The following is a 14462-nucleotide window of genomic DNA, read 5'->3' as shown; positions in this document are numbered from 1 at the left end:
TGCGGAGGTCAGTGCTGCGGCGGGTTGCTGGCCAGGGCGGCAGCGGTGATGCCCGGTGTAGCGGGCGCTTCGGCCGCGGTGGCGGTGGAGGCGGCGCTGGCCGGCTTGGCACTGGCCGCTTCCTGTTCGGCGAGCCACTTGGCGAAGTCGGGCTTCGACTTGACCACGACCACGATCGGCATGAAACCGTGGTCCTGGCCGCACAATTCGGCGCACTGGCCCCGGTAGGTGCCGGGCTTGGTGATATTGGTCCAGGCCGCGTTGATGATCCCGGGGATGGCATCCAGCTTCCAGCCGGTGGCCGGCACCCACCACGAGTGGATGACGTCACCGCTGGTGATCAGGAAGCGCACCTTGGTGTCCACCGGGATGACCAGCGGCTTATCCACGTTCAGCAGGTAGGTGTTTTCCCCATCGGTTTTCACCGCCCAGGGGCTGAGGCCCGAGCCGAGCTGGCGGGTGTCGTCGCTCTGCTGGTCGAGCTTGGACACGAAGCCGACGTTGGCGACTGGTTTGTCCAGATAGGACACGTAGTCGTAGCGCCACTTCCACTGATAGCCGGTGACCTTCACCGTCATCTGGGAATTCTCGGTATTCGCCCACGACACCAGGCCGCCGCTGGCCAGGTAGGCCAATACCGCGAGAATGATCACCGGGATGGTGATCCAGATCACTTCCACCGTGGTGTTGTGCGACCACTTCTCCGCCACCGCGCCGCGCGATTTGCGGAAACGGACGATGGAGATGAACATGGCCCCGAACACCAGCACGCCGAGCACCACGCAGATGCCCAGGGCGATGTTATTGAGCGAGTAGGGGATGTGCGACCACGTGCTGTCGCCTGGTGTCAGGTTCAACTGCCACGATCCCGGGACGGTGGGCGCTCGTGCCTGCGCTGCGCCGCACAGCATGACGGCGGCCAGCGCCGTACCTGCCTTGATGAATCGACTGATGCCGCCAAATGTCATGTCTCGTACCCTTGTTGAACCGGTCCATGCAGCTGATTGTGATATCTGGTCAGCAACGCCATGAGTTTTTTTGACAGTGCGACGCGTTCGGGCTCCGCCAGAAACACGCCGATTTCCAACGCATGTCCATGTGACGACAACACCAATCGCTGCCGTCCGTGGCTCGGTTCCAGTCGCACACGCACCCAATACGACGGAAAGCGCGTGCTGCGGCCGCTGGGCAACTCACTTACCTCCAGCGACGACCCATCCAGGGTAATGCGCTCGCCACGGTCGCCTGCGCGCCAAGCGATGCCCAGCGCGTACGCCAGAACCATCGACTCGAGGGCAGCAAACAAGGGCGCGAAGACGTTCCCCTGCCACGCCCCCAAACCAGCCGTACCCAGCACCAGCACAACCAGCACCATGATGACGCGGCGCAAGCCGCGATGGCTGAGTGTGCGATTTGGCTGAAGCCACATCGTCGTGCACCGCCGCTCTGCACCAGCTGGTCGAAGCACCACCATGAGCTGTCCGACTGGTTCGGGACTGACAGATGATAGGCCGGGCCGGTCCGGTGGGCAACAACGCCGCAGCGTCTTGACATGGGTCAAGATCCTGTTGTACCCCGCCGTGCGGACGTCCATATGTAGCCAGGGCGACGGAATTTTCGTGCTGCCGTACAATCCGTCGCTTGCCTTCGGCAGCTTTCTCTGCTCAACGACCTTGGCGTAGCCGTGAATCAACTCATTCTCAGTCCCGAGCTCCCCGCGGGCGTCACCCCGGCGCGCGCGCGCATCACTGCAGCGTGGCTGCGCGACGAAACTGAAGCCGTCAACGATTTGCTGGCCCAGGCCAGCCTGCCGCCGGTCGAGCGTGAGCAGGTGATCGACCTTGCCGCGGGCCTGGTCACGCGCGTGCGCGCGCGGGCCAAGGACCAGAGTGCAGTGGAATCCTTCATGCGCCAGTACGACCTCTCCAGCGAGGAGGGCGTGCTGCTGATGTGCGTGGCCGAGGCACTGTTGCGCATTCCGGACAAGACCACGGCCGACAAGCTGATCCGCGACAAGCTGGGCGATGCCGACTGGAAGAAGCACCTGGGCCAGAGCGAGTCGTTGTTCGTCAACGCCAGCACCTGGGGCCTGATGCTCACCGGCCGCCTGGTGAACCTGGCTGAAGAGACCCGCCACGACTTCGCCGGGGCGCTCAAGCGCCTGGTCGCGCGCGCCGGCGAACCGGCGATCCGCCTGGCCGTGCGCCAGGCCATGCGCATCATGGGCCACCAGTTCGTCATGGGCCGCAACATCGACGAGGCGCTGGACCGCTGCGCGAAAAAGGAATACGCGATGTACCGCTATTCCTATGACATGCTTGGCGAGTCCGCACTCACCGCCGAGACGGCCGAGCGCTACCAGGAAGACTATCGCCGCGCCATCGCCCGCATCGGCGCGCGCGGCCCGTTCGCCAACCACACCGAGGCGCCGTCGATCTCGGTCAAGCTCTCGGCGTTGCATCCACGCTATGAAGTGGCCCGGCGCGCCGAGGCCCGCCGCGACCTTACCGCCAAGCTGCTGGAACTGTCGCAGCTGGCGATGAAGCAGGGTATCGCGCTGTCGGTCGACGCCGAGGAGGCGGACCGCCTGGAGCTGTCGCTGGACATCATCGGCGACGTCTTCGCGCACCCTTCGCTGCAAGGCTGGAACGGGCTCGGCATCGTGGTGCAGGCGTATTCCAAGCGCACGCCGCTGGTCATCGACTGGCTGATCGAGACCGCCCGCGCCACCGGCCGGCGCTGGTACGTGCGCCTGGTCAAGGGCGCCTACTGGGACGCCGAGATCAAGCGGGCACAGGAGAACGGCCTGGCCGGTTATCCGGTCTATACGCGCAAGCCGAACACCGACGTCTCCTACCTGGCCTGCGCGCGCAAGCTGTTCGACGCCGGCGTGGAGTTGATCTACCCCCAGTTCGCCACGCACAACGCGCACACCATTGCCGCAGTCCATCACCTGTCGCAGGGCCGCCCGTTCGAATACCAGCGCCTGCACGGCATGGGCACCGACCTGTATGCCGAGGTGATCGGCAAGGACAAGCTCGGTGTGCCGTGTCGCGTCTATGCGCCGGTCGGTACGCACGAGGACTTGCTGCCCTACCTGGTGCGCCGCCTGCTCGAAAACGGCGCCAACACCAGTTTCGTCAACCGCGTGGTGGACGAGAGCCTGCCGGTGCGCGAACTGGTTGCCGATCCGTGCGAGACCGTGCGCGGCTTTGCTTCCATTCCTCATCCCCGTATTTCCCTGCCGGTCAACCTGTACGGCGAACTTCGGAAGAATTCCATGGGCGTGAACTTCTCCAACGACAATGAGCTCCGCTCCCTGGCCGAAGCGGTCGACGACCAGCAAGGGCCGTGGCATGCCACGCCGCTGGTGCCGGGCGCCACCGGCAGCGGCCCGACCGTGCAGGTCACGAATCCGGCCGACCGTCGCCAGAACATCGGCAGCTACGTCTCGGGCGACGCCGCCACGGCGGACACGGCGCTGGCCAACGCGGTCGCCGCACAGCCGGACTGGGACCGCCTGCCAGCCGCCAGCCGCGCGGCCATCCTGGAGCATGCCGCCGACCTGCTCGAGGCGCGCCGCGGCGAGTTCATCGCGCTCTGTGTGCGCGAGGCGGGCAAGAGCCTGCCCGATGCCGTCGCCGAAGTGCGCGAGGCGGCCGATTTCCTCCGCTACTACGCCACCATGGCGCGTCGGCTGTTCGGACAGCCGGACCAGTTGCCTGGTCCGACCGGCGAGAGCAACCAGCTATTCCTGAATGGGCGCGGCGTGTTCGTCTGCATCAGCCCGTGGAATTTCCCGCTGGCGATCTTCATGGGCCAGGTCTGCGCCGCGCTTGCTGCAGGCAACGCGGTGATTGCCAAGCCGGCGGAGCAGACCTCGCTGATCGGTTACGCGGCGGTCAAGCTGTTGCACGAGGCCGGCGTCCCCACCGGCGTGCTGCAGTACCTGCCCGGCGACGGTGCCGTGGTCGGCGCCGCGCTCACCCGGGACCCGCGCGTGGCCGGCGTGGCTTTTACCGGCTCGACCGAAACCGCCTGGGCCATCAACCGCGCGCTGGCCGCGCGCAACGCGCCGATCGCCGCGCTGATCGCCGAGACCGGCGGCCAGAACGCCATGATTGCCGACTCCTCCGCGTTGCCCGAGCAGATCGTCAAGGACGTGATTGCCGCCGCGTTCCAGTCCGCCGGCCAGCGCTGCTCGGCTGCGCGCGTGCTGTTCGTGCAGGAGGACATTGCCGACAAGGTGCTCGGCATGCTGGCGGGCGCCATGGCCGAGCTGAAGGTCGGCGACCCGGGCCTGCTCTCCACCGACGTCGGTCCGGTGATCGATGCCGACGCGATGAAGATCCTGGTCGAGCATGCCGCGCGCATGGACCAGGAGGCGAAGAAGATCGCCGAGGTGCCGCTCGATCCGGCGCTCACCGGCGACGGCACGTTTTTCGCTCCTCGCGCCTATGAAATCCCATCGCTGCAGACGCTCACCCGCGAGATCTTCGGACCGGTGCTGCATGTGATCCGCTGGAAGGCCAGCGAGCTCGGCAAGGTGATCGAGCAGATCAACGCTACCGGCTACGGCCTCACCCTCGGTGTCCACAGCCGCATCGATGACACCGTGCAGTTCATCCAGAGCCATGCGCGCGTGGGAAATTGCTACGTCAACCGCAATCAGATTGGCGCGGTGGTCGGCGTACAACCGTTCGGCGGCGAAGGCCTCTCCGGCACCGGCCCCAAGGCTGGTGGCCCGCATTACCTGCTGCGCTTCGCCAGCGAACGCACGCTGACCATCAACACCACGGCCGCCGGCGGCAACGCGTCGCTGCTCACGATCGGGGAATAGCCGGAAGTCGGAGGCCGCGGGAAGCCGACTCCGACGCGGTCACGGGTGCATCGGTTGATCCGGTCAACACCTGGCCGGGTACGGATGTGTCCGAGGTACCTTTGGCTTGCGCTGGGGCGGCGTTTGTCGAACCGGAGGTCAGCAAACGCCAGCATACCTTCGATAAATTCCGGAGCGTCTCATGATGGCGAGTGAGCGGGACAAACCTGTCGATCTGCGTGTGATGTTCGAGCGCATGCGTGCCGCCCAGGCTCGCGAGCCGCTACCGGCGTGGCCGGTGCGGGCGGAGCGGCTGCGGCAGCTGGAGCGCATGTTGCTGGAACAGCGCGCGGAATTTGCCGCGGCGATCGACGCCGACTTCGGCCAGCGACCGGTGGAGGAGACCGAGCTGCTGGAATTGTTTCCCGCGCTGTCGGCCATCCGCCATGCCTTGCGCCACGGCCGACACTGGATGCGTTCGCCGCGGCGGCTGGCGGCGATCGCGTTTTTGCCGGGGCGTGTCGAATTGCGGCCGCAACCGCGCGGTGTGGTCGGCATCATCGCGCCATGGAATTACCCGCTGTATCTCGCGGTCGGGCCGCTGGTGGACGCGCTGGTCGCCGGCAACCGCGTGCTGCTGAAGATGAGCGAATCCACGCCGCGCTTTTCCGCATCGTTTGCCGAGCAGGTTGCCGCCCATTTCCGGCCGGACGAAGTGCGCGTGGTGACCGGCGGTGCGGCGGTGGCGCAGGCGTTTTCCGCGTTGCCGTTCGACCACCTGCTGTTTACCGGTTCCACCGCCGTGGGGCGTGGGGTGATGCGCGCGGCGGCAGCCAACCTCACGCCGGTGACGCTGGAGCTGGGTGGCAAGTCGCCGGCGCTGATCGGGCCGGGAGCCGACTTCGGCAATGCGGTGGAACGCATCATGCTCGGCAAGCTGGTCAATGCCGGGCAGACCTGTATCGCGCCCGATTATGTGCTGCTGCCGCGCATGCAGGTCGATGACTTCATCGCGCACGCCCAGGCGACGGTGGCGCGCATGTATCCGGACCTGGCGCACAACCGCCAGTACGCCAGCATCATTTCCGATCGCCAATATGCGCGGCTGGCGGGCTTGCGCGATGCCGCGCACAACGCCGGCGCGCAACTGCACGCACTGACGGACGGCGCGGACGACCCTGCCCGCCGCCGGCTGGCGCCGCAGCTGGTCACCGGCGTGGACGCCGGCATGGCGATCATGCGCGAGGAGATTTTCGGCCCGCTGCTGCCGCTGGTACCTTACGACACGCTGGACGACGCCATTGCCCACATTGGCGCGCGCGCGCACCCGCTGTCGATGTACGTGTTCGAGCGCGATCGCGCGTTGGTGGATGAGATCCTTTCGCGGACCAAGGCTGGCGGTGTCAGCGTCAACGACACGCTGTTCCACATTGCCCAGCATGACCTGCCCTTTGGCGGCGTCGGTGCCTCGGGCATGGGCGGCTATCACGGCGAGGCCGGCTTCCGCACGTTTTCGCACCTGCTGCCGATTTTTCACCAGTCGCGGTGGAATGCCGCCGGCTGGCTGAGCCCACCCTACGGGTCACGCTTCCGCCGCATGCTGGCGCTGCTGCTGCGTTGCGGCTGACATATCCTGCGCGCACAAAAAAACCTCCCCGCCAAGGCAGGGAGGTTGCACTGCACGGCTGCCGCGCGTCGGACGTCAGAACTTGTACTGGGCCGACAGCGCCAGCACGTTGCCGTAATCGTCGAAGTTGCCGGTCAACACATCATGGGTGGCGCTGGCTGACCCGTTGAGGTGCGCGGCATTGACGAAGACGTGCAGGAACGAGGCATTGATCTCGAAGCGCTCGCTGGCCTTGTAGCCAATGCCCACCGAGGCCAGGTGCCGCGTCGAATCCGGTACACGCGGGTCACGCGTGGTTGCGCGCGTCGGGGTGGTGTCGAGGCCCACGCCGCCACGCAGGGTCAGCTTGTCCGTGACGTACCAGTCCGCACCCACCGAGGCGTACCAGGTGTTGTGCCAGTTGAAATCCAATGAGGATGGCGGTTGCGCCGGGTTGCCGTAATTGACCGTCAGCTGCTTCATTACATTCCATTGCGTCCAGCCCAGGTCGATGCCGAGTCCAAAGGCCTGGTCCTGGTGCCAGTAGCTCAGACCGGCGGTCGCCGGGGTGGTGAAATTCGCCGTGCCGGTGGTGTGCTGGAACGGGATGCCGCCGGCCAGCAACGGTGCAACGGCGGGATTGGACAACAGCAGGCCCACGGCCGCCGGGGTGTCGGTGAAGTTGGCCGTGCCTTTCAGCCGGTGCGTGATGCGCGAGCGGTAGCTCAGTGCCAGCCTGTCGTTGGCTGTCAAGTTCCACAACGCGCCCAGCTGCCAGCCCCAATCCGTGCTGTCGCCGTAGATGCGGGCGTGGCCGTCCGAACCGGGCGGCAACAGGGTGTTGACCGCGCCCAGCAAGGCCGGCGCCTGCGTTGGCGCGATGGCTCCGGCGGCTACGCCCTGCTGCACCAGGCCCAGGCCGACGCTGTTGAAGTTGATGGCGTTGGTCAACTCGGCAATCGTCTTCTCGGCGATCAGGCTGGCGCCCAGGCTGAAGTTGTCGCTGACCTTGAAGGATGCCGATAACGTCGCGTCCATGGATTGGAAGCGGGACTTGCGCGCGCTGTAGCGCCCCATCCAGTCGTGGTCGTACTCGGTCTGAAAGCCGAACGGCACACTGAAGCCGAGGCCGACATTCACCCGGTCCGACACCTTTGAGGCCACGAAGAATGCCGGTACCGGCAAGGTGGTGCCGCCGTCCCCGCCGTTGCCGCCGCTGATCGGCCGGCCCAAGGCGTCATGCGCAGTGCCCTTGAACTTGGCGCTGAAGTTGATCGCGCTGACGTCGGCCTGCAGATAGGTACCGTCGAGCATGCTCATGGCTGCCGGGTTGTTGACCACGACCGAGGCGTCACCGCCGGCCGCAACCGAGCCGGCATATGCCCGACCCATGCTCTTGGCGCTGTTTTCCTTCAGCTGGAACGCACTCGCGTCCGCCGTGCTGGGCAGGGCCAGCGCACCGGCAATGCTGGCACTCAACAAGGCCAGCAGGAGCGGGCCTGCCTTGCTGGCCGAAGAACGGATTGGGTTGGACATCGGGGCCTCCTGAGGGGCATGTGCCGCCCGCAGATGGGACGGCGAAGGGCACTCATACGCTTGTTTGAATTCCGTTTCCACTGTGCCCATTCGCGGCGTGCGTTGCAAGGGGCTGCGACCCATCGCCGCGACGGTCCGCCGAGGTGATGTCGCCAAGTGGCGCGGCGCGGCTTCCGGGCAATCCAGCCAGCTGTGCGATCGTACGCGGCCGTATCGCGTATCCCGATACAGTTTCGCCGGCGGTGTTTAACGCTTGATTATCGTCTGTGCAGAAAGTGGTTTCTATACTGTGAAGATGAGTCAACCCAAACGGCGTCGCCGTCTTTCAGTGCAAACGCTGCTGTGGTTCTTGCCCAGCCTGGTTGCGGTTGCCATGGCAGGCGCGGCGACGCATCCCTTGACGCTGATTCCGCTGCTGCTGGCCAACGCGCTATGCATGGCCGCCAGCTGCCATGCGATGGGTTTCGACCTGGAACCCGGCTTTGCGCGCACGGTGCTAAGACGCGGCGCCACGTACCTGGTCCTGTTCACCGCGTATACGGTGGTGGTTTTCGCCCTTGTGGCGTGGCCGATGTTGCGCCTGCACGACTGGCCAGGGATCAGTGCGGCGATGGTGCTGACGGCCACGCTGATCTTGGCCATCGGCGTGCTGTGGCGCCTATGGCCGGCGTTTGGCTTGGTCTGCGTTTGGGATGACGCTTATCCGACCCGCCTGGAAGGCTCCTGGATCTTTACCGCTGCCGCGCGCAGCGTTGCGTTTGGCCGCCACTTGTCGCGTGAGGAGCGCGCGCTCACCCATTTCTTGCCGACCGCGATTGCGCTGCTCGTGTTGGCCTTCGGGGCGATCGCGCTGGCCGGCTTGTATGGGGTCTTGCCGACGGAGATGCGCACGGCGGCCATGGCGTTGTATGGCATCGTGGTGCTTCCACTCGGTTGCCTGGTGATCGTGGACCGCACCTTGAACGCGCTGTTGCGTGAGCGCTGTGAGCATGCCGGTGAGGTATCGGCGTTTGCCGATGCCACCCGCGAGGCGCTGGCCGCGGTCGGCTGCCCTGACGCAGCGGGCGTCGAGGCACCGCCCGCTGTCGCGGCGCCAAGCGTGGAACCGGCCGCCCAGGCCAGTCCGGTGCCAGTGGAAGGCTTGCTGGAGGCGACCCGGGAGGGCGATATTGAGCGCGCCCTGGCCCTGGTGGCCGAAGGTGCCAACGTGGATGCGGGGCCGCCCGATGGCGATCGCGACCAGCGCCCGGTGCTGATGTTGGCCGCCTTGTTGCCGGATACGCGGTTGCTGCGCGCGCTGATCGCCAAGGGCGCCAACATCAATCGTGCGAGCGGCGGCATCACGCCTCTGCTTGCTGCCACCCGCGACAGCTGGCATGGCCGCGCCGAGGCAGTGCTGACCTTGCTGGCCAATGGCGCCGACCCATTGCTGGTGGACGTGGCTGGGAACTCCCCTTTGCACGGTGCGGTACTGAGTGCGGAGCCGGGCGTGGCGGCGATGTTGCTCGATGCCGGTGCGCCGATCGACGCGCTGAATACGGCTGGTGAGAGCCCATTGTCCGTGGCTTGCCATGCCGCCAATTGGTCGCTGGTCGAATTCCTGCTTGAACATGGCGCTGCTGCCGCCCCGGTGGGCGGCATGCCCGCGCTGGTCGCCGCCGCCGGTGTCGGAGACGACGACGCGACCGGCGTAAAGCTGCTGCTCAAGCAGCGTGCAAACGTCGATGCGGTGGATGGCGAGCAGCGCAGCGCGCTGGCGGTGGCTGCTGCCGAGGGCCACGTGGAGATCGTGCGGGCGCTGTGCCAGGCCCACGCCGAGATCAACGCCGTGGACGTACGCGGGAGCACGCCCTTGATGGAAGCGGCCCGGGCCGGAGCTGGCGGCGTGGTGCAGTTGCTGGTCGACGCGGAAGCGGATGTCGGCGCCCGCGATGCATTGGGGCGCGATGCCTTGACCCTGGCCTGCCAGTCGCCGCATGCGCAGGCCGAAACCGTGCGGGTGCTGCTGGCGCATGGCGCCGATCCCAAGTTGCGCGATCCGGACGGGCGCAGTGCGTTGGACCACGCCGCGGCGGCGGGACGCTGGGACCTGGTGGCATTGCTCGACCCGCAAACACCGTTGCCGGCCAGCCTGAGCGCAGGACTGCTGCCGGCCGGCGAGGATACGCCGGCGCACCTGCTCGATGCCTTGCGCTTTGGCCATTGGGCGATCGCTTCGACCTTTGCCGAGCGCGTGCGCGACTGGTCGCAGGCCCAGCGCGCGGCCTTGTTCGTCGAGCTCACCGAACCGGGCCTGGCGATGGGCCGGCGCTGGCTGCTGGATCATGGCCTGGATCCCGAGGCCCGCCTGGAACCGCAGGCGTCCGCGGCGCCCGCGCTCACCGAAGGCACGGCCGCTGCGCCGTCCGTCGATGTACCACCAGCCGTTCCGCCGCCAGCCGCTTCGCCACTGCCGGGCGAGCGCCTGTTCGATGCCGTGCTGCGCCTGTTGCCAGGAGCCGCCGAGGCGGCCCGCGACCTGTTGCAGGCGGGGGCGAGTCCAGCCGGCGCTGGCCTGCTGGCGCGTGCCTTGTCCGCGGGCGCTGATACGGCGGCGGCCAGGACCCTGGTCCTGCGCATGCTCGCGGCGGGAGGTGATCCGTTTGGCCTTGATGAGAGCGGACGCTCACCCTTGCACCTGGCCGCCGCCGCGGCGCACGAGGCACTGCTGCAAGCCTTGTTGCAACTCGGCTGCGACCCGAACCTGCGCGATGCAGGAGGCCGTACGCCGTTGTTCGCCGCGCTCGAACATGGTGCCGCGGCGCTGCCCATGGTGCGTGCCTTGATTGCGCATGGGGCCGATCCCGAAGCGGCGGACGCCAATGGCGAGACCCCGCGCGGGCTGGCGTTGGAACATCCTGCCCTGGAACGTTGGTTGGACTGGCGCGACTGGCCACGGCCGGCGCGGTCACTGCGCGCCGAAGACCTGCCCGCGGCGGCCGGGGCCGGTGCCCTGCTCAGCGTGCAGCGCCTGCTGGAACTCGGCTTTCCGGTCGACACACGCGATGCGCAAGGCGCCACGGCCGTATTGCGCGCCTGTGGCAACGGACACGCGGCCGTCGTCGATTGCCTGCTGGATGCGGGCGCCGATGCGACCCTCGCCGCGCACAGCGGAGTGACCCCACTCGCGGCGGCGGTCAGCGCGCGTCAGACCGGGGTGATCGCCGTGCTGCTGGGCCGTGGCGTGGGTGTCGACCAGCGCCTGCCCAATGCGGCCACCGCCTTGATGGTGGCTGCGGCGCTGGGCTATCCGGAGATCGTCGAGGTGCTGCTTGGCAACACCGCCGACGTCAACGCGGTCGACGACAATGGCCGCAACGCCTTGCACGCGGCGGCGCAGTTCAGCTTCGAACACAATGACAGCCTGCGTGCACGGCGCCTGTTCGACACCCTGCTCAAGCACGGCGTGGACGTGAACCGCGCCGATGCCACCGGCACCACGCCGTTGCTGTTGCTGCTGGGCGCGCACATGCCGCCGGGCTGCCATTGCGACGCCACCCATATCGGCGCGCTGTTGCCGCTGCTGCTCGACGCCGGAGCCTCCGGCCAGCATGCCGACCACCGCGGGGTCACCGCCCTGCATGCCTGTGCCATGCACGCGTTGGTCGCGCCATCGCGCATTTTGTTGACACATGGCGCCGAGCGCACGGCAGTCGACGGCTTCTCACGCACCGCGGCCGATGTCGCGCGCCAGTTGGGCTACGTCGACGTGGCCCAGGAGCTGGCGGTACGTGGCAGCGCCGTGCCCAGCGTGCGCCAGACCCTGAGGCGGCCGGCCCAGCCGGCAGAGTAGGCCGCGCTACTTCGGGGCAGCCTGCAGGCCACGGTATTCCAGCATCGGTTCGATGCCGGGTGCATGTCCGCGCCAGGTCCGGTACATCTGCGCCAAGTCCTGGCTGTTGCCTCGTGAGAGCACCTGCTCACGGAAACGTTGGCCGTTCGCGCGGCTCAGGCCGCCCTGTTCCTTGAACCCCACGAAGGCATCGTCGGCCAGCATCTGCGTCCATTGGTAGGCGTAGTAGCCGGCCGCGTAACCGTTGCTCCAGATGTGCAGGAAGTAGCTGGAACGGTAGCGCGGCGGCACGTAGCCGAGGTCGACGTGGCCGTCCTTCAGGGCCGTGGCTTCGAAGCGATCGGCATCCTGCAGCGGGGCGGTGGCGTCGAGCGTATGCCAGCGCAGGTCCAGCACGGACGCGGCCACCGCCTCGGTCATGTCGTAGCCGGCGTTGAACTGGCGTGCTTCGAGCAGCCGGTCGAGCACTGCCTTCGGCATGGCGGCGCCGGTCGCGTAATGCCGCGCGTAATGCGCCAGGACCTCGGGGTTGGTCGCCCAGTGCTCATTGAACTGCGAGGGGAACTCGACGAAATCGCGCGCGGTGTTGGTGCCGGACAGGGTGGGGTATTGCTGGTCGGCGAACATGCCGTGCAGCGCATGGCCAAACTCATGGAACATGGTGATGACGTCGTCGAATGACAGCAGCGCCGGTTGCCCGGCGGGCGGCTTGGCGAAATTCGCCACGTTGTAGATCACCGGCCTGTGGCCCAAGAGCTTCGACTGCTCGACAAAGTTGCCCATCCAGGCGCCGCCGCTCTTGTTGTCGCGCTTGAAGTAGTCGGCGTAGAACAGGGCCAGCGACTTGCCGTCGGCATCCATGACCTCGAACACGCGCACGTCCGGCTGGTACGCCGGCAGGTCGTGGCGTTCCTTGAAGCTCAGGCCGTACAGTCGGTTGGCGGCGTAAAACACGCCGTTGCGCAACACGTTGTCCAGCTCGAAGTAGGGCTTGAGCTGGCTTTCGTCGAGGTCATATTTTGCTTTGCGCACCTGCTCGGCGTAACGGTTCCAGTCCGGGGCGGCGAGCGGGAACGTCGGGGCGTCCCGTGCGGCCTGGTCGGCGTCGATCTGCGTCTGGATGTCCGCGGCTTCGCGCCTCGCCCGCGCCACGGCGGCCGGGGCGAGCTGGTCCAGGAAAGCGTCAACCGCCTGGGGCGTCTTTGCCATCTGGTTTTCCAGTTTCCACGCGGCGTAGCTGGGAAAACCGAGCAACCGGGCTTGTTGCGCGCGCAGTTGCGCCAGCCGTTCGATGCTTTGGCGGGTGTCGTTGGCATCGCCACGCTCGGCGCGGTTCCACGATGCCGCAAACAGGGCCTGGCGCGTGGCCCGGTCGCGGAGGTCGCGCAGCTCCGGCTGCTGGGTGGTGTTTTGCAGGCTGAGCAGGTATTTGCCCTCGAGCCCGCGCTCGTGCGCGGCGGCTTGCGCAGCCGCAAGCCCGGCATCAGACAGCCCCGCCAGCTTCGCCTTGTCGTCCACCACCAGGGCCGCGTCCTTGGTCGCGGCGAGCAGCTTGTTGGCGAACGCCGTGCTCAACGTCGACTCTTCCCGGTTCAGCTCGCGCAGCATGGCCTGGTCGGCGGCCGGGAGCTTCGCGCCATGGCGCACGAAGTCGCCGTAGACCACCTCCACCAACCGGAGCGATTCGGGATCGAGCGCAAGCGAGGCCCGCTCGTCGTAAACCTTCTGCAGGCGGGCAAACAGCCGCGCATCGAGATATACGGCATCGTCATTGGCTGCCAGTTTGGGCGCAACGTCCTCCTGCACTTTTTGCAGGGTGTCATTGGTGTCCGCGCCGGTGATGGCGTCGAATGCCGCGCGCACGCGGTGCAGCAGCGCGCCGCTCTTTTCCAGTGCCAAGTAGGTGTTGGCGAAGGTCGGCGCGGACGTCTCGTTGGCAATCCGTTCCACCTCGGCGAGCCGCTCACGCATGCCGGCCTCGAGCGCCGGGGCGTAATCCCCATCCGTGATCCGGTCGAACGGCGGCGCCTCGAACGGCAGCGTGCTCGGAGCAAGGAAGGGATTGCCGGTCATGCCTGGAGTGGTTCCTTGGGGGTGGAGACTCGCCGCGGTCGCCGTCGTGGCGGGCGCCTGGCCGGGCGGCGCGGCGCTGCCTGGCTGGCGTGAGCACGCGGCGAGGATGAGCGCGGTGCCGATGACGGCCAGGCGCGGAAGGGTCATGGGCTCGCTCGCGGGTGGACGCTGGCTCGCAGCGGGTTGCCGTCCACTTTACACGCGGTCGCGGGGGGACACTCAGGCTGCATGCATGTCCCGCAGTTGCCAGGTGCTGCCAATCAGCAGGTTCAGGCGCTGGCGCAGCACGCTCATCGGCAAGTCGGTCACCACGTCCACCTCGGTGTGCAGGTCGCGGATGCGCGCACTGACCTCGGCGGCCGGATCGGTGAGCGCGAGGCCCGGGTCCACCGCGTCCGGGTCGGCTTGCGCCTGACGCCAGCGCACGAATAATTGGTCCGTGCGCAGCGCCTGCTGCAGGGTCGCGGCAAAGGCGTCGGGGCTGCTGCCGTCCCAGGCCAGGGTCGGCTCCGGTCCGCGCGCCTTGGACAGGTCGGCAATCGACAGGTAGTAGTGGTTGCGGGTCACGGGGGCCTCCAGGTTTGGCATGTCGCACA

8 protein-coding genes are annotated in these 14462 nt (G+C 67.3%); 3 read left to right on the top strand and 5 right to left on the bottom strand.

All coding sequences use genetic code 11. The features are described from left to right. Positions 1-8: 8 nt before the first annotated feature. Positions 9-968: a cytochrome c oxidase subunit II gene (gene coxB, locus AC3WJB_RS02430; protein WP_492678348.1), complete on the bottom strand. Its 960-nt coding sequence runs from the start codon at positions 966-968 to the stop codon at positions 9-11. Beyond that, entirely contained in the window at positions 965-1693 is a 729-nt protein-coding gene (locus tag AC3WJB_RS02425; RefSeq protein ID WP_492678346.1) for a DUF2244 domain-containing protein, read from the bottom strand. Before AC3WJB_RS02425 ends, coxB begins: the two co-directional genes overlap by 4 nt. Between AC3WJB_RS02425 and putA the strand changes: the two genes are divergently transcribed. Continuing rightward, positions 1685-4840, top strand: a complete 3156-nt coding sequence (gene putA / locus AC3WJB_RS02420; protein WP_492678344.1) for a bifunctional proline dehydrogenase/L-glutamate gamma-semialdehyde dehydrogenase PutA — start codon at positions 1685-1687, stop codon at positions 4838-4840. The genes AC3WJB_RS02425 and putA overlap by 9 nt on opposite strands. A gap of 181 nt (positions 4841-5021) precedes the next feature. Continuing rightward, positions 5022-6446, top strand: coding sequence for a coniferyl aldehyde dehydrogenase (locus AC3WJB_RS02415; RefSeq protein ID WP_492678342.1), 1425 nt, complete (start codon positions 5022-5024; stop codon positions 6444-6446). 75 nt (positions 6447-6521) lie between these two features. On the opposite strand, the gene AC3WJB_RS02410 is transcribed toward AC3WJB_RS02415, so the two are convergent. Further along, entirely contained in the window at positions 6522-7961 is a 1440-nt protein-coding gene (locus AC3WJB_RS02410; protein ID WP_492678340.1) for an OmpP1/FadL family transporter, read from the bottom strand. Positions 7962-8256: 295 nt separating this feature from the next. On the opposite strand from AC3WJB_RS02410, the gene AC3WJB_RS02405 reads away from it, so the two are divergent. Then, positions 8257-11793 (top strand): ankyrin repeat domain-containing protein, encoded by a 3537-nt coding sequence (locus tag AC3WJB_RS02405; RefSeq protein ID WP_492678338.1) that lies wholly within the window; start codon positions 8257-8259, stop codon positions 11791-11793. A 6-nt stretch (positions 11794-11799) separates the two neighbouring features. Here AC3WJB_RS02405 and dcp read toward each other — a convergent pair whose 3' ends face one another. Continuing rightward, positions 11800-14013 (bottom strand): peptidyl-dipeptidase Dcp, encoded by a 2214-nt coding sequence (gene dcp / locus AC3WJB_RS02400; RefSeq protein WP_492678336.1) that lies wholly within the window; start codon positions 14011-14013, stop codon positions 11800-11802. Positions 14014-14085: 72 nt separating this feature from the next. After that, positions 14086-14454, bottom strand: coding sequence for a hypothetical protein (locus tag AC3WJB_RS02395; protein ID WP_492678334.1), 369 nt, complete (start codon positions 14452-14454; stop codon positions 14086-14088). Between the last annotated feature and the right edge of the window lie 8 nt (positions 14455-14462).

Source organism: Rhodanobacter sp. FW510-R10 (genome assembly GCF_058781105.1).
Note: the sequence above shows the minus strand (reverse complement) of the source record. Positions and strands in the feature narration are given on the sequence as shown.